The organism is Microbulbifer mixtoriginis (SeqCode), assembly GCF_052467705.1.
In genome coordinates this window covers 2,567,474-2,591,363 of sequence record NZ_CP174322.1, presented here as the reverse complement: position 1 = coordinate 2,591,363, position 23,890 = coordinate 2,567,474, and the positions used below count along the sequence as shown (strand labels likewise).

General features: G+C 50.6%; 20 protein-coding genes. 3 read left to right on the top strand and 17 right to left on the bottom strand.

All coding sequences use genetic code 11. The features are described 5' to 3' along the window. Nucleotides 1–16 precede the first annotated feature (16 nt). Nucleotides 17–1,489, top strand: coding sequence for an endonuclease/exonuclease/phosphatase family protein (locus ACJJIB_RS11470; protein ID WP_444886130.1), 1,473 nt, complete (start codon nt 17–19; stop codon nt 1,487–1,489). A 257-nt stretch (nt 1,490–1,746) separates the two neighbouring features. Here ACJJIB_RS11470 and ACJJIB_RS11465 read toward each other — a convergent pair whose 3' ends face one another. Continuing rightward, on the bottom strand, nt 1,747–2,571 hold the full coding sequence (locus ACJJIB_RS11465) for a S1/P1 nuclease (RefSeq protein WP_444886129.1): 825 nt from the start codon (nt 2,569–2,571) through the stop codon (nt 1,747–1,749). A gap of 237 nt (nt 2,572–2,808) precedes the next feature. Between ACJJIB_RS11465 and ACJJIB_RS11460 the strand changes: the two genes are divergently transcribed. Beyond that, a complete protein-coding gene (locus ACJJIB_RS11460; RefSeq protein ID WP_444886128.1) occupies nt 2,809–5,937 on the top strand; it encodes a TonB-dependent receptor in 3,129 nt (1,042 codons plus the stop codon). Between the two features lie 71 nt (nt 5,938–6,008). On the opposite strand, the gene ACJJIB_RS11455 is transcribed toward ACJJIB_RS11460, so the two are convergent. The 16 genes from ACJJIB_RS11455 to ACJJIB_RS11380 form a co-directional block, all read right to left on the bottom strand. Next, nucleotides 6,009–8,219, bottom strand: a complete 2,211-nt coding sequence (locus tag ACJJIB_RS11455; protein WP_252085853.1) for a response regulator — start codon at nt 8,217–8,219, stop codon at nt 6,009–6,011. Nucleotides 8,220–8,264: 45 nt separating this feature from the next. Further along, nucleotides 8,265–8,468: a DUF2788 domain-containing protein gene (locus ACJJIB_RS11450; protein ID WP_252085852.1), complete on the bottom strand. Its 204-nt coding sequence runs from the start codon at nt 8,466–8,468 to the stop codon at nt 8,265–8,267. Between the two features lie 109 nt (nt 8,469–8,577). Continuing rightward, a complete protein-coding gene (locus ACJJIB_RS11445; RefSeq protein WP_252085851.1) occupies nt 8,578–8,850 on the bottom strand; it encodes an acetyltransferase in 273 nt (90 codons plus the stop codon). Between the two features lie 225 nt (nt 8,851–9,075). Continuing rightward, nucleotides 9,076–9,561: a type II secretion system protein M gene (locus ACJJIB_RS11440; protein ID WP_444886127.1), complete on the bottom strand. Its 486-nt coding sequence runs from the start codon at nt 9,559–9,561 to the stop codon at nt 9,076–9,078. A 43-nt stretch (nt 9,562–9,604) separates the two neighbouring features. Then, on the bottom strand, nt 9,605–10,939 hold the full coding sequence (gspL, locus tag ACJJIB_RS11435) for a type II secretion system protein GspL (protein WP_444886126.1): 1,335 nt from the start codon (nt 10,937–10,939) through the stop codon (nt 9,605–9,607). Between the two features lie 33 nt (nt 10,940–10,972). Next, nucleotides 10,973–11,992: a type II secretion system minor pseudopilin GspK gene (gene gspK, locus ACJJIB_RS11430; protein WP_444886125.1), complete on the bottom strand. Its 1,020-nt coding sequence runs from the start codon at nt 11,990–11,992 to the stop codon at nt 10,973–10,975. Beyond that, complete coding sequence (gene gspJ / locus ACJJIB_RS11425; protein WP_444886124.1) at nt 11,955–12,716, bottom strand: type II secretion system minor pseudopilin GspJ; 762 nt, start codon at nt 12,714–12,716, stop codon at nt 11,955–11,957. Before gspJ ends, gspK begins: the two co-directional genes overlap by 38 nt. A gap of 5 nt (nt 12,717–12,721) precedes the next feature. Continuing rightward, complete coding sequence (gene gspI, locus ACJJIB_RS11420) at nt 12,722–13,105, bottom strand: type II secretion system minor pseudopilin GspI (protein WP_252085846.1); 384 nt, start codon at nt 13,103–13,105, stop codon at nt 12,722–12,724. Then, nucleotides 13,095–13,682 (bottom strand): prepilin-type N-terminal cleavage/methylation domain-containing protein, encoded by a 588-nt coding sequence (locus ACJJIB_RS11415; RefSeq protein WP_252085845.1) that lies wholly within the window; start codon nt 13,680–13,682, stop codon nt 13,095–13,097. Before ACJJIB_RS11415 ends, gspI begins: the two co-directional genes overlap by 11 nt. Before the next feature lie 20 nt (nt 13,683–13,702). Further along, complete coding sequence (gene gspG, locus ACJJIB_RS11410) at nt 13,703–14,131, bottom strand: type II secretion system major pseudopilin GspG (RefSeq protein ID WP_252085844.1); 429 nt, start codon at nt 14,129–14,131, stop codon at nt 13,703–13,705. Nucleotides 14,132–14,397: 266 nt separating this feature from the next. Beyond that, nucleotides 14,398–15,615, bottom strand: coding sequence for a type II secretion system inner membrane protein GspF (gene gspF, locus ACJJIB_RS11405; RefSeq protein WP_252085843.1), 1,218 nt, complete (start codon nt 15,613–15,615; stop codon nt 14,398–14,400). A gap of 2 nt (nt 15,616–15,617) precedes the next feature. Further along, nucleotides 15,618–17,114 carry a type II secretion system ATPase GspE gene (gene gspE, locus ACJJIB_RS11400; protein ID WP_444886123.1) on the bottom strand — a complete coding sequence of 499 codons (1,497 nt, stop codon included), beginning with the start codon at nt 17,112–17,114 and terminating at the stop codon, nt 15,618–15,620. Beyond that, a complete protein-coding gene (gspD, locus tag ACJJIB_RS11395) occupies nt 17,111–19,150 on the bottom strand; it encodes a type II secretion system secretin GspD (protein WP_252085841.1) in 2,040 nt (679 codons plus the stop codon). Before gspD ends, gspE begins: the two co-directional genes overlap by 4 nt. Before the next feature lie 58 nt (nt 19,151–19,208). Then, nucleotides 19,209–19,901 carry a type II secretion system protein N gene (locus tag ACJJIB_RS11390; RefSeq protein WP_444884975.1) on the bottom strand — a complete coding sequence of 231 codons (693 nt, stop codon included), beginning with the start codon at nt 19,899–19,901 and terminating at the stop codon, nt 19,209–19,211. Nucleotides 19,902–20,122: 221 nt separating this feature from the next. Then, nucleotides 20,123–21,052 (bottom strand): electron transfer flavoprotein subunit alpha/FixB family protein, encoded by a 930-nt coding sequence (locus ACJJIB_RS11385; protein ID WP_444886122.1) that lies wholly within the window; start codon nt 21,050–21,052, stop codon nt 20,123–20,125. After that, entirely contained in the window at nt 21,052–21,801 is a 750-nt protein-coding gene (locus ACJJIB_RS11380; RefSeq protein ID WP_444886121.1) for an electron transfer flavoprotein subunit beta/FixA family protein, read from the bottom strand. Before ACJJIB_RS11380 ends, ACJJIB_RS11385 begins: the two co-directional genes overlap by 1 nt. A 353-nt stretch (nt 21,802–22,154) precedes the next feature. Here ACJJIB_RS11380 and ACJJIB_RS11375 point away from each other — a divergent pair, with 353 nt between their 5' ends. Beyond that, the gene (locus ACJJIB_RS11375; protein ID WP_444886120.1) at nt 22,155–23,792 is read left to right on the top strand and encodes an electron transfer flavoprotein-ubiquinone oxidoreductase; all 1,638 of its coding nucleotides are present in this window, start codon (nt 22,155–22,157) and stop codon (nt 23,790–23,792) included. Nucleotides 23,793–23,890 lie beyond the last annotated feature (98 nt).

The window sequence follows — 23,890 nt, the reverse complement described above, 5'->3', positions numbered from 1 at the left end:
TAACGGATAACAATAAATGAAAAACAAACTATTAAGATCAGCTCTTATCGTAGGAAGCCTGGGCCTAAGCGCTTCTGCTTCAGCAATAACTTTGTCAGAAATATGGGATATTCTGGTTAGTTCCAGCACTCAGGTAGGTTTTACCGGCACTGTGGGCAATCAAGCCTATAGCAGGCCGGGAAGCTTGGCTGGGCAAAGTGGCCAAATTAGAGTAATGGCAGCCAACATAAAGGGCTTTCCTGAAGGTTTACAGGGTATTTCTGATGGCCAGGCATCTCTATTTTCATCCACCTATATTGCTGGGCAGGCCTACGATATTGTCGGACTCCAGGAAAACTGGGTCAGAAATTACGCGGTGATGTCTCCCCTTAGCCAAACAGAATATCCTTATCGAAGTGATCATTTCCAGGGCGGGGTCTTCAGTTTTGGCGATGGTTTAAGCACTATCAGCAAACACCCTATTAATGGAAGGCAGCTGCATGTTGAGTATTCAAGCTGTAAGGGTACCTACTCAGACTTTATCGCAAACGGCTCAAGTCCCGATTGTGAGACGGAAAAAGGCTTCACCTTCACTGAAGTTCAGCTAGCCAAGGACCTAAAAGTACACTTTTACAATACTCACATGGACACCAGTAACGGCCAGGAGAAAACAGGCCAGTTCAACCAGCTCAAACATTTTATTCAACAAAATTCGGCCGGATATCCAGTGATTGTAATGGGCGACTTTAATGCATGGATTGACAACGGCGGCTGGCAGCCAGGCCCTAATCAGTCGGAGTTGGGGCGCTGGGCTTCCGAGTTGGGCTTAACCTGGTCCTGTAGCCAGGTAAGTTATGCCGCAGGTAATACGAATATTAACGATGTAAAGGGCCCCTGTAAGGGTGTTGACCATATTGCTTTTCGCGGCAACTCGCAAATTAGCTTCTCTACCAACCGCTATGATGAAGTCCACCAGAGCATCAGTGATCACAACCCCATTACGGCAACATTAAGTTGGACCAATCACGCTGCCGCCTATTCATCCACTTATGCGAGGGCACATACAGCTTCCCTGCTTAATACCCACCACAACACACGCATTCAGGCTGTCTACGGTGGTAACGATGAGGCAAAAAATATGCCTGCTGCGGCTGCAGAATGGGAGACTTTTACTCTTGCGCTGGAGCAAAAAGGGAATACCCAGCAGTGGGTGGATCACCGCTGTATTCAGAGTGGTGACACGGTTTCACTGCGCGCCCATAACGGTCATTACTTACGTGCCACTCCACATAACAACCATAATGTCGATGTAAGAGCCAGTGTGCTTTTAGGCTGGGAGAAATTTGTCCTTTACAACCATTCCAACGGATGGGCCTGTTTGAATCAAAATGACAAAATCACTTTGAAAACAGCCCACGGAAAATATGTGATGGCGGACGCAAATCGTAACCTGTCCGCTTCAGATAATCAGTTAGCCTGGGAGTTCTTCCAGGTTGAGCTTGGGAGATAGCATGTATTCAAATACTTCCAAACAGTTGCTTTTGCACTCACATACTCAAGGAGAAGTAGCTCTAAACTAATGTCCAGTTTTTAGAAGCAATTCGGGCTTGGACGGGCACTTTAATTGTCAAAAGAGCTCGAATTGCATTATTTAGAATCTGCCATCCTTAAGCCAGTATTTAGGAAAACTCCTTCACGCAATGAGCGATGGATGCTAGTTTCCCTTATTTCGTGGAGGCTAACACCACAATAAAACCACTAGATTAATTATCGATCGACCATCTTCAATGATCTTCCACCCAAAACTTTGTTAAGTACGGCAGCTAAGCGCACACCACCTTGCTGTAGACGCATTTCTAAGGAATCCCTGCAGCGCAAGAAGTACTTTTCCCCCAATTGAGTTTCATTGGTATATGCCAGTTTATGAGCCAACTGATGGGACTCCTTTGCCCAGTCTGTTGCATCTGTAGACTGCCAAAGCTGGCTCTGGACTGCACCAATTTTTTCTGTCTGTTCTTTTGCATAACCCTGCCAATCGGTAACCACTCTTGAGACAAGATGGATATCCCAAAGAGCGTGTAAATTGGTCTCCTCTCCATAAAAGTGCACGAATACATCGTTGCCACCACGATCCGAATAAAGACCTGTGTGCAGCGGCTGATGAAGATCCCCTACAAAGTGCGCAATAAACATTAAGGCCTCGGCACGCTCTGTCCCTGACCGGGTACGATCTGCAAGAACTTCTTCAAAATGCTGAATGGCTTTGACAATACACCCTGTTGGAGGGCAATCCCTCTCCGCGTCATAGCGGTTCCAGTCACGGGATAGATTGATATAGTGCATGGGCGCTGCCCAATTATATTGCTCGTTGGAACGAATACGATCCGCCCAGGTGGCTGACTCTGCCAGATGTGGTTCCCCAACCTCATCAAGTAACAATTCAACTTCTGCGGCTACATTAGGTGCCAAATAATGCCAAGCGATTTCTCCAACCACTCTATGGCCATCATCTCCCCAAGCATGGGCTTTTAGGGTGCTGAGCAGCCCAACCAATAGAATATTTATACAAATTATTTTTTTTAGGTTAATCATCTCAATCATCCACTGCAGAAATTTGCGGCAAGCTTAATAAACACTTGTGACAAATTGGTATGCATCAATGCCATCTCACGAACCTGTTACAAAATTGCAACAAATCGTTAACCAGCCCTTCAATTTCACCCGCTAAAAAGCACTCTGGCCGAGACCTGGGGATGAGTCTCGGGAGCCGATTACAACCAGTTCTCTCAAAGCCACGCTGTTGGCCCACTTAAAGACCAGGATTTAGTTATGAAACCTTCTATCTTCCAGCGCATGTGCTTATCCGCCGCGATTATCTCCGCGATTGGTTCAACACATGTCTCTTACGCTCAGGAAACTGCCGCAGCCATTCGCGGCTCTATTACTGGTAGCGCAGGCGAAGCCATCAGCGATGCAAAAATTACTGTAGTGCACGCGCCATCCAATAGTCGGCGAGTGGCCGAGGTAGGAGAATCAGGACAGTTTAATCTCAGTGGTTTGCGTGTAGGAGGCCCTTATACCGTCAAAATTGAAACCGAACAGGGGGATCGTACCTTTGAAGATATTTATCTCTCAGTAGGCGATACCCTGCCCCTGATGGTATCCCTCGACACAGGTAACCTTGAGGAAGTCAGCGTGCTTGGCCAAGCTATCACTACTTCCCGACTGGCGGTAGGCCCGGCATCTCACTTCAATAGCGATGACCTAGCCAGTGCACCCGCAGTAAACCGCGATATCAAGGACTTGCTACGTCTGGACCCACGAGTTTACATCGACGAAGCTAGCTATGACTCTATTCAATGTACTGGCGCCAACCCGCGCTTCAACAGCCTTACTGTTGACGGGGTGCGCATGAATGACAACTTTGGCTTGAATAGCAATGGCTATCCAACAGAGCGCATGCCCTTCTCATACGATGCAATCGAGCAAGTTGCTGTAGAGCTGGCTCCATTCGATGTGCAGTACGGCGGATTCAGCGCCTGTAACATCAATGCAGTGACCAAATCCGGCAGCAATGAGTGGCATGGTTCATTCTTTTATGACTATACCGATGATGGTTTCCGTGGAGACTCTCTTGAGGGTGAAGACTTCCCTGTAGCCAGTTTTGATGAAAAGCGCTACAACGCTACCTTAGGTGGAGCCATTATCCAGGACAAACTCTTTTTCTTCACCGCTTACGAAAAGCTAGAAGGTGTCGCTACTTTTGACCGGGGGCCAACAGGCAGTAATTCTCCCTCTGAGGTTGAGGGCGTATCTCAGGAGCAGCTGCAGGAAATCGTGCGCATCGCGAATGATGTATACGATTATAACCCTGGCGGACTCCCCTCAAGCCTACCGGAAGAAGATGAGAAATTGCTGATCAAGCTAGACTGGAATATCAGCGATAATCATCGAGCCTCTCTTACCTATAACTACAACGATGGCTACTCTATTGCCGAATCCGACGACGACTACAATGAGCTAGAGCTATCCAATCATTATTATGAGCGCGGTGCCGAACTGAATTCTTATATTGTTCAGCTGTTTTCCGATTGGAGCGATATCTTTTCTACAGAAATGAAGATCGGTTATTCAGAGTTGGATAACTGGCAACTCTCTCTCGGTGGTACTGAATTTGGTGAAGTCCAGGTCACCAGTAAGGACGAAGAAGGCCTAAAGAGCGCAACGGTTTACTTGGGATCTGATGACTCCCGCCATGCCAATAAGCTGAGTTACGATAATCTGAGCATAAAACTCGCCGGGCGCTTATTGCTGGGTGAGCACAATCTCACCGCCGGCTATGAACATGAAAGTTTCGATGTATTTAACCTGTTTATTCAGGAAGCGCAGGGGGAGTACCGGTTTGCTAGCATCGAAGATTTTGAAAACGGTGTTGCCAGCAAAATTATCTATGAAAATGCTGCCATCACCAATAATCCCTTGGATGCTGCAGCAGAGTTTGCTTATGACATCAATACTTTCTACCTGCAGGATGAATACACTTTTGCCGAAGTTGATCTCACGGTCGTAGCAGGCTTGCGCTATGACCGCTACAGCAGCGGCGATAGGCCGGTGAAGAATCTGGATATCACAGAAACGTACGGTTTCAGTAACCAGCATAATATGGATGGCATAGACCTTTTACAGCCACGTCTCGGTCTCAACTGGAATGTCAATGACAGCCTGGAGCTACACGGTGGCCTAGGCCTATATTCTGGTGGCAATCCCAACGTTTGGATTTCCAACAATTATTCCAACAACGGGGTATTGCAGATAGAAACCACCGATAGTAGTGGAACCCCGCTCTTCGATATGGACTGGACTGGCAGTGGCCGCCCCATCTATGACATACCGCAAAATCTATATGACCAGGTTGCCAATGGAGAAGGAAGATCCGGTGGCGTCAATCTAATGGACCCGGATTTCGAAATCCCTTCAGTTTGGAAGTATGCCATCGGCGCTAGTTTCGAGTTTGAATCCGGCTATTTGCTTTCTGCTGACTACCTCTATAGCGACTATAAAGATGCAGCCATTGTCCGCGATATATCCCTGCAACAAGTGGATACTGCTGTGGATGGGCGCCCAATTTATGAAGGCGCCAATGGTCGAAGCGGAGACTTTATGCTCACTAACGTAAAAGGAGATTCCGGTTTTTCCAGCGTTCTATCCCTGGGGCTAAGCAAATCCTTCGACTTTGGTCTCAATGTAGCCTTGGGCTATGCCTACACAGAAGCCGAGGATGTGAATCCAATGACCAGTTCTGTGGCTTGGTCTAACTACACCAAAATTGCAACTATCGATGCTGAGAATCCGGGGGCCGCTACCTCCAACTATGTGGTACCCCACCGCTTCACTCTCAAAATGGACTACGCTCACGAGTTTTTTGCAGGCTATGAAACGCGCTTTACCTTGTTTGGCAGTGCAAATGAAGGGCTACCCTATAGCTATACCTTTGGCGGCGGCTTATTTGGCGATGTAGGCTCCGGCCGCAGCCTACTGTACATACCAACCGGTAGCGATGACGCAAATGTAGTATTTGCTGAAGACTTCGATACCGAAGCCTTTTTCGCTTTTGTTGATTCTGAAGATCTTGATCGCGGTCAGATTATGGAGCGAAATGAAATCCATAGTGATTGGTGGACCAAGTTCGACCTACGTATTGACCAGGAATTACCCGGTTGGCGCGCGGATGACAGGATCAACGCCTACTTTATCGTAGAAAATCTGGGGAACTTGATTAACGATGATTGGGGCGTGATGTATGAAGGAGACTTCCCGCGCTATCAGGCCGCTGTAGAGGCTACTATCGATGATCAAGGCCGCTACGTTTTCAATAAATTCTTAGAGCCATCAGGCCAGACACGGGTTGCTGAACCGTCTTATTGGAGCGCTCGTATAGGCGTTCGCTACGAATTCTAACCATAAGAAAGCCGCGGCAATTGCCGCGGCTTTCTATTATCCAATTATTAAATAATCCTAGTTCAGCAACTCTAGGCGCTACCCAACCAACGGGCCAAGGTTTCCCGTAACAGATCCTTGCTCAGGGGCTTGGTTAGATAATCATCCATTCCTGCCGCTAAACAACGCCCTTCGAATTGTTCTTCTGTGGTACTGGTTAAAGCAACGATTGGTAATCGATCATCAGGCCTGTGCTCTGTTTCCCATCGGCGCAGTATCTCGATTATCTCGGCACTGTGATCGGTATTTTGCTGACAATCTACCAGGGCCAGGTCGTAATGCCCCTCTGATAAACGCAGCAAGGCCTCCTCTCCATTGCTGGCGATATCTACCTGGTAACCGAGTGCCTGCAACATCTCTTCCGTTACCCACTGATGTGGACGGGAGTCCTCCACCAACAGCAGAGAATATTGCCGCGGCTGGTCGGCACCACCTTTTACTACACGCCGAGTAGTTCGCTTGGCGCCGCCAAAGATTCTCTCCACCAGAGTATCGTGCAACTCCTTACGGGTTACCGGTCGTCCCAGGTAGAGAGCTGAAGGTACGAGTCTTTGCAATTCCGCAAAAGAGGACTTTTGACCAAAGCCGCCCAGGCATATCAATGGGCAATCACGGTCCTCAGCATGAGTCTTTTCAAAGAATGGTGTAACTGATTCGAAGAGTATCTCATCGCCCATGGCGGGCACCAACATGATCAGTTGCCCTCGCTCCAAAGCCTGCTGAAGGAGCTGCTGTACTTCACACTCGCAACCTTCACACCAGCGCTGGGACTTTACGTCCATACCAAAGGAGCGCAGCATCTGCATCAAGCCGGAAATAAACAGGCCCTTTTGGTGTATCAGTAAAACCTCACTATCCTGCAAACGGCGGTCCGGGGTTAAGTAAGTACGCTGATTAGGTTCAATAGTAAATTTGACTACGACCTGGTAGCGGTTACCGTCTTGATTGGAGTGCAGTTGTAGATACCCCCCCATAGCTTCCGCCAGACCCTTGGCGATAGACAGCCCTAAACCTGTAGTTACCTGATTGGTATCCATTCTGGAAAAAGCACCAAACAGCTCGCTCTCATCGGGCAGGATTTCACCGCGGCCGTCATCTTTCAGAGTAATATTCAACTGCCCTTCTACAGAGGTGATCGGGGTAAAACTCACTTCGCCCCAAAGCTCTCCCCGTTGGGCAATTCCCGTAGCCGAGTCCACCAGATTCCGAATCAACTGAGCTGTTTTGCGATTATCGCCAGTGACCATCACCGGCAGGCTGTCATCAATCTGAAAGTTAAATTCCAAAGACTGACTATGGGCTGCTCGCGCAGCGAACTTGAAGGACTTTTCAATGGTTTTGACCAGGTTAAATGGCCCCTGGCGCATACGGATATCTTTGCGAGCAACGCGGGTAAAGAGCCCCACATTGTCCACTAGCTTAAGCTGTTGGCTGCTGGCATTTTTGGCCAGCCCCACCCACTCTTTTTGACGCTCGCTGAGCGGTTCTGCCTCCAAAAGAGACAAGGCCCCCAAGGCATCAGAAAGCTGGCTGCGGAATTCCTGACCAATATTAACAATAAATTCATTCGTCAATTCAACGGCCGCTTCAGAGTGCTTTCGTGCTGCAGCCAGGCTGCTCGCACGCTGCTGCAACTCCTGCATAGCCGACAGGCGCTCCCAATAATTCTCCGACTCTCGCCGCCCCTGGTGAGCGGTCAGCCAGATAAAGGCCAGAGTGAGCGTCCCGTAAATAGTACCGAGGATCATGCCAGAGAAAAGAGCCATCAATGCCGCTGGCAGTAGAGAAGTAACCGTAAACCAAGTGAGAAAACGGTGATAAGGCGAGAATACCGTGGTCACGCTGGAGCAAAAGATGACGGTATAGATCCACAGAAAGTGGGTCTCTGGGGCAAACCCCATATAGTAAACAAAATAGAATAAAGTCAGACCCCACCAGATAGAGCCAAGAATCGATACAAAAAAGTAATGATTACGCCAGCGATTGGGTCCCGAACTATACAAATGACCAAAACGAAAAACGTAGTAACCGCGGATCAGCGTGAGAACCACCAACCCAGCCCCTAGAATCAGCAATAAGCGCGGAGCTTCCAGGCGCATATCACCGATGGTGGCCGCGATCAAAAATGCACAGAATGAGAGCACCATGCCTCGCCGACTATATTTGGCGATACGCATATCGGTGGCTCGGCAAATACGCCGATCCTTCTGCACCTTGAGTTCAGGGCGATCAAATAATGTCATAGCGACCTTCCCTGGAGCATTGGGTATCCGGTGACATAGAGGCCCCTAGCCTATCCCAAGTACTTCAACCAGTACTGTTTTTATAATAAAGCCGAGCAGTCCAAGACCGAGTGCCAGAAACAGGATAAAGGTGCCAAACCTACCCGCTTTAGAATCCTTGGCCAGGTTCCAGACGATAAACACCATAAATAAGATTAGTGCGCCAATTCCCAACCACAGGGAATACTCTTCAAACTGCTCAAAAGTCATGCAAATCTTCGCTTGTAAAAATTGGCGCGCATTGTACAGCGCTTAACAGCTACAGGTAAGACTTGGCCGAATACAGTCGGTCAGCTCACCCATTAACATGACTGGCAGTTCAAGCACCCTGATAATAGTCACCATCTTCCTGCGCGTGGGTTCCACAGCGCAAACGACGCACTTCCTTTTCACGATAGCGGCTATCGTGCCAACATCTTGGTAGTGGCTCACCAGACAGAAAACACAAGTCTGTTTTATCGAAAACTTCTGGGTCTTGTACCTCTTCCCCCCACAGATAGCGGCCAACTACCGTGAGCTCATAGGGATTCGAGAGTGTGACAACATCCGCCACCTCAACCAAGTGCTTGGTGGTTACATCTTTAAAAAGCATAGTGGCACCTTTTTCCACTTCCCATCTTCAGTATAGGGCTTTTGGCGACAATTCTGGCTAAATTAGGGTTTATTGAAAAGGTGTAAAAAAGAAATGCAGCTACAGGGCAAGGAGGAGCACATAATTGTAAAGAGCTTGTGATCTGCAGAACACACATGGGTTGATAAGGAGAAGCCTAATCTTATCCGGACTTCTCCAAATTCTATAGAAAATGATAGGGCTCCTTTAGCCCTCAATAGTCAGGCGAGCGGAAACCATACCCTGCTCCGGCAAGGCATCAAGGTTGATGGTGCGAACACCCAATTGTTCTTTCATCAGCTGGTTTAGCCATGGCTGAAGATCCTGATAGCGCACCTCCTCAACCCATAGACGAATACGATTTTCCCCTTCGGGCTCAAATCGTTTAATCGTGACCCGGTTTTGCTTGGCCGCATTAGTTACCCGCTGCAACAAAGTGCCGGAAGCTTTGCCGCCCCCACTATTGGGTTTAACACGGGAGAGCACGGGTCGCTGGGACTCCATCCACTGAACCAGCTCCTGTGACTCCTCTGCTCGCGCGCGAGACTCATCGAAAAAACCTTTGGCCGGACTGTAAAGGCCATAGACAATAAAAAGCGCCCCGGCAAAAAGACTAAGGATGCTCAAGGCGCGTTGATCACTGGGTGACATCGCCTGCCACTTCTGTTTCCACTGCTCGATTTGTTCTTTCATTCTGCTTTAAATACCGAATTCTTTCGCCTTATACCTTGCGCCTCTAGCGCACACGCACCCGCCCGGATACGCCCTTCTTCAACTCATTGGCACCAAGTAAATCTGCACGCAAACCATTGCCAGACAGCTTGCTGACAAAAGTGTCCAAATCTGAGAGGTTCTGTGCTTTAAGCTGCAATACCATTTCACCGCGCTGGCCATCAAAGCGAAGTGATTGAAGTTGCAACTCTTTACCTCGCTGTTGAGTCCACACCTTACTGAGCTGCTGCATATGAGTGGTAAAGGCGCCGCCCTGATTCCCCGCATTTTTTAAGAAGCCATTTAGCTGCCTACGCATCTGGGCCGAGGGACGTACATTGGGGAACATCTCTGTGAACATGGCTCTAGCCTGCTCTTCTGCCTGCTCAGCCTGCCAGTGGTAGTAGGCCCCAGCACCGACAAAAAACAGAAGTTGTGCGGCAAAACAGAAAGCGGCTACTTTGGCCGGCTTTAGCCACCATACCGACTCAGTTTTGCCGCTGGCTAATTGATAATCGCCACTGAGCAAATTACTAAGTTTGCCGGGCTTATAACGCTCAAGAAAAACTTCTTCAGGTGGGCGCTGATTGACTTGTAGGCGATCGGCAAAAAGTGATTTCAGCTCGGCAACAACAAGACCGTCCTCTTCACCGCCCCCCAGTAATAGGAGCTCTTTGCCCTCTTCCCCTTCCTCCTCATCAGCACCTTCTTCAGAAGTATTATCTACGCCAAGAAGGGAGCCTAACAGAGGCTGGAGGTATTCGCGGCGGATCGACAATCCCTGCCCTGTCGACTGCCAAAAATGAGCCTGCTCTCCATCCAACCAAAGGGAAAGGTCAATATCGAGTAGATCCAATAGTAAATATTCTGGAAATGCCGCAGCCAAAGGCCAACCGAGTCGCTCCACCTGACTGTGCAAAATTTCCATCTTGTCTTTGGAAATCGCGTAAATACTACAGATATCACCATTGCGAGGCGCACAGACAAAATGCAGATCTTCTACATCCTCCGCAAGCTGCTCTTCGACCATATAGCCAATAGCGTTGGTCTGCCGTCTAGCTGCCTTGGGGATAGATTCAACGCCACTCCAAACCCAGTTACCAGGCAGAAGTAGCAGCGCCTTGCTGCCCTCTGGCAAGTTCAACGCTGGGTGGATGTCGGGAACAGCCGATGCCTCAAACTCTGGATTGAAGGCTGAAAGGAATTCATCATCCAGAGCAGCTTCACACCAAGAGCCATTCTCCCACTGATGTAAGGTGAGCCCACCGGCGCCAGTTTCAGAGAGCCGCAGCAAGACCAAAGCTGGCTTGGGTGGCACTGCAGGCATGCCGATTTCATTTACGCTTTTCTTTTTAAACATACAATCTTATTGGCTATCTACTATCTAAACTCGCTACGGTGCCTTGTAGTCGAGTAATTCCTGCATCATTGCACCAGAAAAAGTGCGCCGCTGGCGCTGTACAACTTTGACTTCACCGTCCCCGCCCTCATCGAGCCATAGAGACGTCTCCCAATACTGGCGGTAGTCTTCACTATCTCCCAATTGGACAGCAATACGCGCCAGAAAGTGCTGGCTATGAAACACAAACTGGTTGGTGTTGTTGAAGCCATGAGAGGACAAATCCCCCGACTGGCTGAGGATGCCGCCAGACTCTCGAAACAGCAGCAACTTACTCACGCTAGCAGAGGGGTCCATCGCTTCCAAAAGCTCCTGAGAAGCCAGATTGATATTGATCTTGCTTCCAGTCTCCGGCAGCGCACACAGGAATGGAGCCAGCTTCTGCCAGTCTTCCGGCTCCATACCCTGTACAGAAGACAGTTCCGATATATCACTGATTAAGGTATCTGGGGTGCGATGGGAAAGATCCCTACCGAGATAGCCATCATCCTCGGTTGCTGAAGAACGCGGTGTGTCGTTGTCATCCATCCAGTCGGCAATAGTCCCGGCTAACTCTGATTTTCCTGTGACATTGCTCACCAGCCGGCGAAAAATATCAAACTGATCGGTGCCATTACTGCTATCGACAAGATTATTTACATTAAAACAAGAGTTTAAGTCCTTGATATTTATGCGTATTTTTCCGTTATCAGGATTGAACTGCAACGCCGGTGCTGCCCAGGCCTCAAGAGCGTGATCGGCAGGTTGGGCAGCGTCTTTATCCTCTTCATAATCCTTGAGTAGCGCCACCCTACTCCAGGCCTCAGCCCCAGCAACAAACTCGGCTAATTGCGAATTGGCCAAAAGAGCACCACTTCGGGTGATGGAAATCTGATCGCGGGTAATGGCGTGCGAGACCAAGGCAATTGCAATCACCATTACAAGCAAAACCGTAATCAAGGCCACACCCCGCTGGCGGCGAAAAGTCTTTATCGACTTAGAGCCGCTCATCGTCATCACCTCTATCAGGGTCATCTTCCGTGGGATCCTCACGCTCACCAGGGTCATTGGGAGACGAGCTGAACTCTACAGTTGAGAAGGAAAAGACGCGGCGAATTTCACCGTACTGACGGGTCATTAACACGAACTCGATAGCCTTTGGCAGGCGGCTATCTGCACTAGTAGTAGATGCTGTAGTACCGGCTGGCGGCCACTGGGCAACCCAGGCATCTGAGCTAGGGTCAAAATATTGTAAAGTCAGGCTCTCCACACCGGCGAGCAGAGGTTCAACAATTGGCTCCGAGTCAGGACCTCGGTCTAAAACTTGCCAGCGACTGCGCAATAACAAAGCCCCAGGATCTTCCTCTTCAGTAAAGGAGCTGCTTCTCTCATCGTCTTCTGGATAGCCGATACTGTAACCCAGCCGCTGAAGTTCACCCCGAGGCTCACCAATAAGGTTTGCCGCCCCAAGGCGGGTAAATTCGAATTCGTCCTGATCACCGCGCAAAGCGGGTTCATAGCCCGTATAGGCATTTTTAATCGGTCGCGCTGTTACCTGGCGTAGGTCCTCCTCCAGACGATAGAGAGCCATGGAAAAACGGCGCAACTCTTCTGCACGACGCTCAACAACACTGTCGGAATTATGGAAAACTTCTAGAAGGGAAAACGAACCAACACTGATAATCGCCACCAGCACTAGTACGACGAGCACTTCAACCAGAGTAAAGCCTGACTGGCCCTTTATTGGAGAAATCTGCATAGAAGCTACTCCTGCGCCGCCCAGGCATCCAGTGTCAAAGTTGGGTTTTCGGCATCGGGGTAACCCACTTGAATCACGATATGGCGAAGGCGCTCTTCGCTGGTTGCCTCTACCTTTGCGGTCACTTCCCAGTCTCTCTCCGCAAAGGACATTTCCTCTTTTTTCTCACCTATCGGAGGCCAGGGAGTTTGTACTCTAATTTGCGAAAGTACCTGTTGAGCGACCCAGTTAGCTGCGAGCCGCTCCTCCATAACTCTTTGGCGCTGCACGCTGCTCTGCATAGTACGCAATACGCTGGCGGCAATAACCCCAAAGATGACCAGGGCGATCAAAACCTCAACCAGGGTAAAACCGCCCTGCCGGGCCAGGGAATTGCGCTTAAAGGTCATCGGCTTGCCACTCTAGCTGCAAGCCATAGAGGCTACTGTAAGAAATTGTCGCGCCACGAGAGAAGTCACCATCCTCGACCAGAAAAACGGCTAGTTTGATCGGGAGAACTTCACCACTCGATAAAGCGACAAACTGCGGCTTGATCTTTTCCTCATCGCTCTGCTCTTCAGCAAACTCTGTGGATTGGGTGGAAGGCAGTTCCGCCTCTTCAAGCACCTCCAAACGAACGATAGCGGGAAGCTCATGAGCCGCAAATCGCTGGCTGCGCCGACCGGCAGCAGCCATATCGGGAGCCTGCCAAGTCATTGAAGTGGGATCAAATCGCACTACCGTATAAGACTCGGGTTCAAGCACTACGCCGTAATGGGCTTTATCAATTAGGGCACGGTCCGCGACAAGCTGCAACAAGGCAGAGAGACGTTGAGTCTCCCCTTCCCAAACACGCACCCCGGAACTGCCCAGGGACATCATGGCCATGCCAGCCAAGCTGGCGATGATAACAATCACCACCAGAATCTCGACCAGCGTGAAACCCTGATTACGCTTGAGCCTACTGCGGGCTGATCGCCTATACATCGATTGCTGATTGAACCGAGTTACAGGTCAGCGGCAAAAATATCGGCGGCTTCACCCTCTCCACCAGGCTTACCATCCGCACCCAGGGAGAACAGATCGAATGCGCCGGCACTGCCGGGGCTGATGTACTGGTAGTGATTACCCCAAGGGTCCTTGGGTGCTTTCTTTAAGTAAGGTTCAGTCCAGTTTTTAGCTTCGGGAAAACCGGAGGGACGGGAAACTAGAGCTTCCAGACCCTGGTCAGAACTTGGGTAAACAAAGTTGTCCATGCGGTACATGTCGAGGGCAGTCTCGATAGCACGAAGGTCAACGCGAGCGGCCTTCATACGGGCTTCACCAGTTTTGCCCAAAACACTGGGAACCACCATGGCACCGAGAACACCGAGGATCACAATCACCACCATGACTTCAATCAAGGTGAAGCCACCACTTCTGCGTAGGTTTCGCATTTTTTTCTCCAAGTTCAGCTGAAAGCTGGGAACCCCCAGGGCCACGAAGGGAATCGTGGCCCCAATTTAAAAATATTCAGTTTTTGTAAAAAGAGATCTATCTACACTCTCAAAGCAGTAAGAAGCCGAGCACCCCTACTAAGCCGAGTCCAATAAGTACCCTTGAGGCCTCGCGTAGGGTAAAGCCACGGCTGTTTAGTAAGGATTTCATCTTCCCCTCCTAAATAACCTGCATCCTGAATCTGTGGACTTCACTACTTTGAACTCTACATAGCCAGTTCGTTCATGCTCATAATTGGCATCATGATGGCCATCACGATAAATAGTACGATAGCGGCCATAACAAGCAACATCAGCGGTTCGAACAAGCTCACAAAAGCAGTCACCGCCCCCTGAAGGTCTTGCTCCTGGGACTCCGCAGCCCTCTGCAGCATTTCGTCCAGGGTGCCAGAAGACTCACCACTGGCGATCATGTAGATCATCATTGGCGGGAAATACCCAATATCTTCCATGGCTCGGTGCAAACTACCGCCCTCACGTACCGTCTTCTGTGCAGTTTCCAGACGATCCTTTAAGAACTCATTGGTCATTACCCCGCGAGCAATACCCATTGCCTGCACCAGTGGGACACTACTACCGGTAAGGATCGCCAAGGTTCCCACATAACGGGCAGACTGCGCACCGCGAACCATCCAACCAATTACCGGCAGGTCCAATAGGCGATGGTGAAACTTATATTTGATCGCCGGGCGGCGCAGCATAATGACCACACCCGCAATAATGGCCCCTAGCGCTGGAGGCACCAGCCAGCCCCAGGCGGCAATAAAGTCACTCATTGAGACCAGTATCCGAGTGGGCAGCGGCAAAATTTGTCCAGTGCCGGTGAAGACCTCAATGACATCCGGCACCACATAAACCATCAGACCAGTAACCACGAGGACACAGATAAAGACCAATACCATGGGGTAAATAAGTGCCAATTGCACTTTCTGACGAAACTGCTGCTGCCCCTCGGTGTAATCTCCCAAACGTTCCAGCACCGCATCCAAGTGTCCGGAGTGCTCACCAGCCTCCACGGTAGCCCGGTAGAGCTTGGGGAAAGCCTTGGGGAAACACCCAAGGGCCTGGGCAAAACTGTGGCCCTCCAAAATCTTTCCGCGCACCGCCAGCACTACCCGCCGGATTTTCTGGTTGCGAGTCTGGTTGGCAATTGCCCCTAGGGTCTCCTCCAACGGAATACCGGCGCGCAACAAAGTGGCAATTTGGCGGGTAAGCAGGGCCAGATTTTTAATGCTGAGCCCGGGACTTCCGGACATAAAACCGCCAGCACTCTTCTCAGATTGCTCGGCGGCAGGGGTAACATCCAGAGGCACCATGCCTTTAGCACGCAATTGCTGCCGCGCCGAACGGGCACTATCGGCCTCTAGGGTTCCCTTGCTTTTTCGACCGGATGCCGCGAGGGCTGTGTACTCAAACGCTGCCACGATTAAGACTCCTGGGTTACCCGCATGACTTCTTCAAGGGAAGTCCTGCCGGCCAGGACCTTGGCAATACCGTCATCGCGGATACTCGGCCCCAATTTACGTGCTTCTGCCACCAGCTTGCTCTCGGAGGCTCGATCGTGGATCAGCTGGCGCATAATTTCATTGAGCGGCACCAACTCATAAATACCGATTCGGCCCACATAGCCGCTATGGTTACATTCATCACAACCATTGGGGCGGTAGATGAGAGCATCCTCAGCGGGAGCGACGCCGAGCACTAGCCTCTCCCCTTCATCGGGAACATGGGGCTGCTTACAGGTAGGGCAAAGCACCCTGACCAGGCGCTGTGCCAGAACTCCAATCAAACTGGAGGACAGCAAGAAAGGTTCGATGCCCATATCCATCAGACGGGTAACAGCACCAAGTGCAGTATTGGTATGCAGGGTTGAGAGTACCAAGTGACCTGTCAAACTCGCCTGGATGGCGATCTGCATAGTCTCAAGATCTCGAATCTCACCAATCATCACCACATCCGGGTCCTGACGCAAAATTGCGCGCAAGCCCCGTGCAAAAGTCATATCTGCCTTGGTGTTGACCTGAGTCTGTCCAACCCCTTCCAGGTTGTATTCGACCGGGTCTTCCACCGTCAGGATATTTTTTTCGCGGCTGTTAATGCTGCCGAGGCCGGCATAGAGAGTGGTCGTTTTACCTGAGCCCGTCGGGCCCGTAACCAGAATAATGCCGTGTGGGTGAGCCAAAAGCTCAGTCATGACATTGTGGTCCCGCTCGGACATGCCAAGTTTGGACAAGTCCATTTTACCTGCTTGCTTATCAAGCAGGCGCATCACCACCCGTTCACCTGCCGAGGACGGCATGGTGGAAACACGTACATCGACTTCACGCCCGGCCATCAGCAGCGAAATACGGCCATCCTGCGGAATACGCTTTTCAGCGATATCCAGCTTGGCCATTACCTTGATACGGGAAACCAATAGCGGAGCCAGGGCGCGCCGAGGCTGCAACACCTCGCGCAGCACGCCGTCTACCCTAAAACGCACAATCAAGCGTTTTTCAAAGGTCTCAATGTGAATATCCGAAGCCCCCTGTTTCAGGGACTCCGCAAAAATCGCATTGATCAGCTTAACGATGGGCGCATCGTCTTCCTGCTCTAGTAGATCTTCTGTTTCCGGCAGCGAATCTACAACTGCGGCCAAATCCAAGTCATCACCCAGCCCCTCGACTTCGGAGAGGTTGCCCCCCTCACGGTTTTCGTAGAGGCGCTGCAAGGCTACCTGGAAAATTTCATCTTCCACCGACTCCAGGCTTACCGCACCACCATTGATACGTTGCACCTCGGCAATCGCAGAGGGGCTCAGCGGTGCAACGTATTGGCACAGCGGGCGCCCCTCCTGCTCCATTAGCAGGACCTTATGGCGCTTAGCGAAAGCATATGGAAGGCGACGAATTGCTGGAGTCCCTGTTCCTGTATCAACCGTCATTTAGATTCTTCTACCTCCAGCACCTCAACCTCACCATCCAACACTTCAACCTCGCCAGGTACTCCCTCTAGGGCGTCTTCCAGGTTGTCAACGGCATTGATAGAGCCATCTACCGGCGCTGGGCTTTCGTTATAAGTTCCTGTTGGCGGCATCAGGTCAGGCAGTGCATCACCGCGGTGCCAATCCCACAGCAGGCTCGTTCTGTCTTTCAAGAAGATCTGCTTCTGCTGCATATCCATGTAGCGTTTGCGGGTTTCTTCATAGCCAGCCAACTGGGTGCTCAGGATCTTGGGTTTCAGGAACACCATCAAATTAGTTTTTACGACTTTCTTGGTATTGTTTCGGAACAGACGCCCTATTCCTGGAATATCCCCCAACAGAGGCACTTTCTGCACGGAGTCAGTAACATTATCTTCTATCAGCCCACCCAAAACCAAAATCGCACCATCATCAATCAATACCTTGGTGCGAATTTCACGTTTACTAGTAACGATGTCCGAGGCACCCACAGCGGCATCAGCTGCAGCGGAAAGCAGGTTTTCAACCTTCTGCTCAATTTCCAAAGTTACCGAGTTATTGTTATTTACACGTGGAGTGACTTTGAGGGTGGTACCAATATCTTCCCGCTGAATAGTGGTGAAAGGATCGTCATTGCTACCGGACAACAATTGCTCACCAGTAATAAAGGGTACATTCTGCCCGACGAGGATTTCAGCCTCTTCGTTATCCAAAGCCATAATGGTCGGCGTAGACAGAATATTGGTATTGCCCGCTGTGGCAAGCGCATTCACTGCAACTCGGATATCACTTCCACTCAAATAGCCTAAATGTAATGCATTCGCGCCAGTGATACTCGTGAAAGGAAGGGAGAACGGATTGATATTCCCATCTCCGTCTTCAGCCGGTAGGTTGTTCCAGCCGGCAACAAGGTTTTCATCACCCGTGATCCAGCTGATACCAAGGTTATTATTGGTATCCTCTTTCACCTCGACAATAATTGCCTCGATCAGCACCTGAGCACGACGTACATCCAGGCGTGCAATCACGCCTTTCATTGTTTCCAGTAGTGCCGGAGGCGCGGTGAGAACCAGCGCATTGAGGGATTCGTTGACCTGAATACTGACTTCAACGTTCGCAGCCTGCTGGTCTTTTTCTGTATTCTGAATACTACCGCTCATGCCTTCCAGAATTGGCTTCAGGTCGGCGGCATTGGCATACTGAACATAAACCACAGCCGTATTGCCATCACCATCCAGCGGCTGGTCCAAGCGGGCAATAACGGTTCTGATCTGTTGGCGTGTTACTGGGTCACCGGTCAAAAGAACGCTATTGGAACGCTCATCCACTGCGATTCGCAACGGTTGAACTTCCCGGCCAGCGCCCTTGCCACCAGACGCCTGCAACAAGTCATTGAGAATTTGCTTCACTTCTTTGGCGGAAGCAAACATCAGTGGCACCACTTCAATATCGATGGCACCCGCACGATCGAGCTGTTTTACCAAGAGAACAATCTGGTCAATATTCGCCGCACGATCAGCAATAATCAGGGTATTGGTATCAGCATAAGCTGCCAGGTGGCCAGTCTGAGGAATCAGCGGGCGCAACATAGCGATCAACTGGGAAGCTGAGATATTCTCAACTCGAACAGTACGAACGACTAATGATTCGGCCGGCGCACGGGTATTTTCATCAGCAACCGGAATCGCCTGCTGCTTGGCAAGGGCATCGGGTACCACTTTCCAGGTACCACCCTGCTCTACCAGGCTGAAACCATTTACTTGAAGCACCGACATAAAAACATCGAAGGCTTCATCATGTGTCATAGGGTCACCGGCAACAACGGTGACTTTTCCCTTTACATTGGGGTGGACAATTATATTTTTTCCGGTGAAATCCGCTGCCCAGTTAATCAGGTCGCGAACATCGGCATTGTCGAGAGAAAGGGTAACTCTCTCCGGGCCCTGAGCCAGCGTTGCAGTAGACACAAAAAAACTAAACCCGACCGCAATCAGCCGTCGATAAAACATCTTCATCATTATTTATCTGGCTCTAGTAAATGTTCAAAAAACTCAAAACAATCTAGTTAGACAGTTTTTATTGGGGCTGGCGCTGAGCACGACGCTCACGGGCCAGTTCACGCAGCTTTTCCATCCGCTCTCGAATACTTTCCTGGCTTGCCTCACGTCTTGAGGAACTTCCCGCACTACTACTTTGCCTAGATTTGCGTGACAGGCTTGAGTAGTTTTTCAGCGGGACATTGGGGCGGCCATCCATCTCGGGATATGTCAGCTTTTCCATCCTGCCATTACGACGAAGAACTACATGGTCTACCTCAACAGAATAAAGTTCTGCGCCACCAGGCAGGGAATCCCCCACATACAAACGCTTTGCAGGCTTGCCTTTTTCGGCAACCAGGGCGCTGGCTTTACTCTTGTCCGAATTATCCAAAACGCCAGAGAGGACGATGTTCAGCTGGGTTATAGGGAGGTTGGAGAGATCAACTTCGGGAACAGCTTCTTGTTTCTTGGCTTCGGCATAACCAAAGAAGGGAGTGTTCGGTATTGAAGCTGCCTGGGGGGCACTCACACGACTATCATTGCGCTCGGCCAGCAGAGACTCTTCCGGCTCTGCTGGAATCAGTAAAGAGCCATAGGCGAGTAGATTGCCAGATACCCACAGCAACCCCACCGCAGATGCCGCCATGGTGCCACGAGAGAGCGATCTGCGTGAATCGCCCTGGCTAAAGCCTTTACCGACTGAGCCAATGGCTCGCTTTAATGGGGACATGAACATACCCACATACAAGTTCAACTTTCTTAGGTTATTGGTTTTTGACGCCTATTTTGTTGCCTTCGCCTTCGAAAGGCAACGCTCCTGCCCAGTTAAACGTTGCAAACCAACACTTCGTCCCCGAATTTGCACACTAGTTCCGTAGTCCAGAAGCCAAAAATGAGAAAAGGCGGCAATACGCCGCCTTTTCCAGTACTGATCAGTATACTAATCAGGAATTACAGCTTTGCTTCCAGCTCGGGGACTGCTTCAAACAAATCTGCTACCAAGCCGTAGTCAGCAACGGAGAAGATTGGAGCCTCCTCATCTTTGTTGATAGCCACAATAACCTTGGAATCCTTCATGCCAGCCAAATGTTGGATTGCGCCGGAAATACCAACGGCAATGTACAAGTCTGGAGCAACGATCTTACCGGTTTGGCCAACTTGCATATCATTGGGCACAAATCCAGCATCTACTGCAGCACGTGAGGCGCCAACCGCCGCACCCAGCTTGTCTGCCAACTTGTATAGCATCTCGAAGTTGTCGCCATTCTGCATACCCCGACCACCGGAAACTACCACGCTAGCGGCAGTAAGCTCAGGGCGGTCGGATTTAGCAAGCTCTTCTCCTACGAAAGAAGAAATACCGGCGTCATCGGCAATATCTACAGCCTCAACAGCTGCACTTCCACCTTCTGCAGCCACTGCGTCGAAAGCAGTAGTACGAACGGAAATCACCTTTATGGCGTCAGAGCTCTGCACGGTCGCGATAACGTTGCCAGCGTAGATTGGACGCTTGAAAGTATCGGCATTCTCTACAGAGATAATGTCGGAGATCGGTTGAACATCCAGCAGCGCAGCGGCGCGCGGCAGCATGTTTTTACCGGTAGTGGTGGCTGGCGCCAGGATATGGCCGTAATCTTTACCCAGATCGGCAACCAGCTTGGCAACGTTTTCAGCCAACTGGTGCTCGTAAGCAGCGTTGTCAGCCAGCAATACTTTGCTAACGCCATCAACTTTAGCAGCGGCGTCTGCAACAGCAGAGCAGCCTGCGCCAGCGACTAGGACGGCGATGTCGCCACCGATAGCCTTAGCTGCGGCGATAGTGTTGAGCGTAGCGCCCTTCAGTTCGGCGTTGTCGTGTTCAGCAATAACCAGGATGCTCATCAGATTACCTTCGCCTCGTTTTTCAGTTTCTCTACCAGTTCCGCCACGTCGGCAACTTTAACGCCAGCCTGACGCTCTGCTGGTGGCTCGACTTTCAGGGTTTTAGTGCGAGGAGCGATGTCTACACCCAGCTCATCGGGAGTAGTAGTATCGAGAGGCTTCTTCTTGGCCTTCATGATATTCGGCAAAGATGCATATCGTGGCTCATTCAAACGCAGGTCGGTAGTCACGATAGCTGGCAGCTTCAGCTCAACAGTCTGCAGGCCACCATCGATTTCACGGGTTACCTTCACAGCGTCGCCTTCTACAACCACTTCGGAAGCAAAGGTGCCCTGCCCCATACCAGTCAATGCACCCAGCATCTGGCCAGTTTGGTTGTTGTCGCCATCGATAGACTGCTTGCCGAGAATAACCATTTGCGGCTCTTCTTTATCGACAATCGCCTTCAGGCACTTAGCCACAGCCAGAGGCTGCAGTTCGGCATCGCTCTCAACCAGAATGCCTCGGTCGGCTCCCAGCGCCAGTGCTGTGCGAATTTGCTCCTGGCTCTGCTTGGGACCCATGGAAACGGCGACTATCTCACTAACAACGCCTTTTTCCTTCAAGCGAACCGCCTCTTCTACTGCAATTTCGCAGAAGGGGTTGATAGACATTTTGACGTTGGCGGTATCAACGTCAGTGCCGTCCGCCTTGGGGCGAACCTTGACGTTGTAGTCGACAACGCGTTTCACAGCTACAAGAACTTTCATGGAAATCCCGTCTCAAATATGCTTTTTAACAGCCGCGACTGACGATTCTCATCGCGAACGGATACGGTGTTCTGGTCAAACAAGTGTTTGAACGGCGTGTATGGTGGCGGTTCTATACCGCAAAATCAATAGCCAAATAGAAGTGACTTCTGCCATTCATGCAATCTATTTCAGGAAATAGAGACCATCTATTCAGCTTCCCTAAGCTGTTGAAATACAGCACATTTGCCATAGCAAATGAATAGTCATGCAATTGGTAGGGTTGAATAAACGCCTATATAATCCGCCCTCTATATAAATGATAAGGCCGGAATGGCCGCAAAAAGTTGAATACAACTGCTGAGGAGAGTGCCGTGGAACGCGAATCAATGGAATACGATGTAGTGATCGTGGGTGCCGGTCCGGCCGGATTGGCAGCGGCCTGCCGTATTCGCCAGCTCAATGAAGATGTCTCAGTATGCGTTGTGGAGAAAGGTTCCGAGGTCGGCGCCCACATTCTCTCCGGCGCAGTTTTTGAGCCAACTGCTCTAAATGAGCTATTCCCAGACTGGAAAGAGCGCGGCGCCCCGCTGAACACAGAGGTCAAGGGCGACGATATCTACGTTCTGCGCAGCGATGAGAATTCCATCAAAGTGCCCAACATGTTTGTGCCAAGCACCATGCACAATGAGGGCAACTACATTATCAGCCTCGGTAATCTTTGCCGCTGGTTGGCCGAGCAGGCAGAGAACCTGGGGGTGGAGATTTTCCCCGGCTTCGCCGCTGCAGAAGTTCTGTACAACGAAGATGGCTCTGTAAAAGGTATTGCCACCGGCGATATGGGTATTGGCTTAAATGGTGAGCAGAAAGACTCCTATATGCCAGGCATGGAGCTGCACGCCAAGTACACTCTTTTTGCCGAAGGTTGTCGCGGCCATCTGGGCAAGCAACTGATTGAGCGCTTCAAGCTGGATGCAGATGCCGATCCGCAACATTACGGCATTGGCGTTAAGGAAATCTGGAAAGTTCCTGCGGACAAACACCAGCAAGGCCTGGTAGTTCACACAGCAGGCTGGCCTTTGGAGCAAAGCGGCACCCACGGTGGTGGTTTCCTTTATCACCTGGAAGACAACCAGGTTGTGGTTGGCCTAATTACCGATCTCGCTTACAGCAATCCACACGTAAGCCCCTTTGACGAATTTCAGCGTTACAAACATCATCCGGTAATCAAACAATACTTGGACGGTGGTCAGCGTGTCGCTTACGGTGCACGTGCCATTGTTAAAGGTGGACTGCAATCTCAGCCGAAGATGACCTTCCCTGGCGGCCTGCTGATCGGCGACAACGCCGGCACCCTGAACTTCGCCAAAATCAAGGGCAATCATACCGCGATGAAGTCCGGCATGATCGCCGCTGAGTCCGTAGTGGAAGCCCTTGCCGCAGAGCGCAACAGTGAAGAGCTGACCGACTACACCACCAAGTATCGTGACAGCTGGGCCTGGAAAGAGCTGCATATGCAGCGCAACTTCGGCCCGGCACAACACAAGTGGGGCAACATCCTCGGTTCAGCTTACGCATTTGTCGATATCAATATCTTCAAAGGCAAGCTGCCCTGGACCCTGCGCGACACCAAAGCTGACCATGCACAACTGAAACCGGCTGCGGACTGCGCAAAAATTGATTACCCCAAGCCCGATGGCGTACTCAGCTTTGACAAGCTCTCCTCTGTGTTTATTTCTAACACCAACCACGAGGAAGACCAGCCTTGTCACCTAACCCTGAAGGATCCGGAGATTCCGCTTAACCACAATCTGCCGATTTATGATGAACCGGCTCAGCGTTACTGCCCTGCAGGCGTTTATGAAGTGGTTGAAGATACCAACGGCAAACGTTTCCAGATAAATGCACAGAACTGTGTGCACTGTAAGACCTGTGACATCAAAGACCCAACCCAGAATATTGTCTGGGTTACTCCAGAAGGTGGCGGCGGCCCCAACTACCCAAATATGTAAGCAGTTTGCTTTCTGGCGCCTTCGGGCGCCATTTTTGTATCCGCGTTATTAGTCAGCGCTCTTCTAAGAACGCAAAACCAGATGAACTCCTGCTCCCA

What these genes read in the sequence shown, in the direction of transcription:
- gspD (WP_252085841.1), bottom strand. Translation starts at nt 19,150, where the DNA reads ATGATGAAGATGTTTTATCGACGGCTGATTGCGGTCGGGTTTAGTTTT.
- ACJJIB_RS11415 (WP_252085845.1), bottom strand. Translation starts at nt 13,682, where the DNA reads ATGTATAGGCGATCAGCCCGCAGTAGGCTCAAGCGTAATCAGGGTTTC.
- gspI (WP_252085846.1), bottom strand. Translation starts at nt 13,105, where the DNA reads ATGACCTTTAAGCGCAATTCCCTGGCCCGGCAGGGCGGTTTTACCCTG.
- ACJJIB_RS11470 (WP_444886130.1), top strand. Translation starts at nt 17, where the DNA reads ATGAAAAACAAACTATTAAGATCAGCTCTTATCGTAGGAAGCCTGGGC.
- gspJ (WP_444886124.1), bottom strand. Translation starts at nt 12,716, where the DNA reads ATGCAGATTTCTCCAATAAAGGGCCAGTCAGGCTTTACTCTGGTTGAA.
- ACJJIB_RS11465 (WP_444886129.1), bottom strand. Translation starts at nt 2,571, where the DNA reads ATGATTAACCTAAAAAAAATAATTTGTATAAATATTCTATTGGTTGGG.
- ACJJIB_RS11455 (WP_252085853.1), bottom strand. Translation starts at nt 8,219, where the DNA reads ATGACATTATTTGATCGCCCTGAACTCAAGGTGCAGAAGGATCGGCGT.
- gspG (WP_252085844.1), bottom strand. Translation starts at nt 14,131, where the DNA reads ATGCGAAACCTACGCAGAAGTGGTGGCTTCACCTTGATTGAAGTCATG.
- ACJJIB_RS11445 (WP_252085851.1), bottom strand. Translation starts at nt 8,850, where the DNA reads ATGCTTTTTAAAGATGTAACCACCAAGCACTTGGTTGAGGTGGCGGAT.
- gspE (WP_444886123.1), bottom strand. Translation starts at nt 17,114, where the DNA reads ATGACGGTTGATACAGGAACAGGGACTCCAGCAATTCGTCGCCTTCCA.
- ACJJIB_RS11380 (WP_444886121.1), bottom strand. Translation starts at nt 21,801, where the DNA reads ATGAAAGTTCTTGTAGCTGTGAAACGCGTTGTCGACTACAACGTCAAG.
- ACJJIB_RS11440 (WP_444886127.1), bottom strand. Translation starts at nt 9,561, where the DNA reads ATGAAAGAACAAATCGAGCAGTGGAAACAGAAGTGGCAGGCGATGTCA.
- ACJJIB_RS11460 (WP_444886128.1), top strand. Translation starts at nt 2,809, where the DNA reads ATGAAACCTTCTATCTTCCAGCGCATGTGCTTATCCGCCGCGATTATC.
- gspL (WP_444886126.1), bottom strand. Translation starts at nt 10,939, where the DNA reads ATGTTTAAAAAGAAAAGCGTAAATGAAATCGGCATGCCTGCAGTGCCA.
- ACJJIB_RS11385 (WP_444886122.1), bottom strand. Translation starts at nt 21,052, where the DNA reads ATGAGCATCCTGGTTATTGCTGAACACGACAACGCCGAACTGAAGGGC.
- ACJJIB_RS11450 (WP_252085852.1), bottom strand. Translation starts at nt 8,468, where the DNA reads ATGACTTTTGAGCAGTTTGAAGAGTATTCCCTGTGGTTGGGAATTGGC.
- ACJJIB_RS11390 (WP_444884975.1), bottom strand. Translation starts at nt 19,901, where the DNA reads ATGTCCCCATTAAAGCGAGCCATTGGCTCAGTCGGTAAAGGCTTTAGC.
- gspK (WP_444886125.1), bottom strand. Translation starts at nt 11,992, where the DNA reads ATGACCCTGATAGAGGTGATGACGATGAGCGGCTCTAAGTCGATAAAG.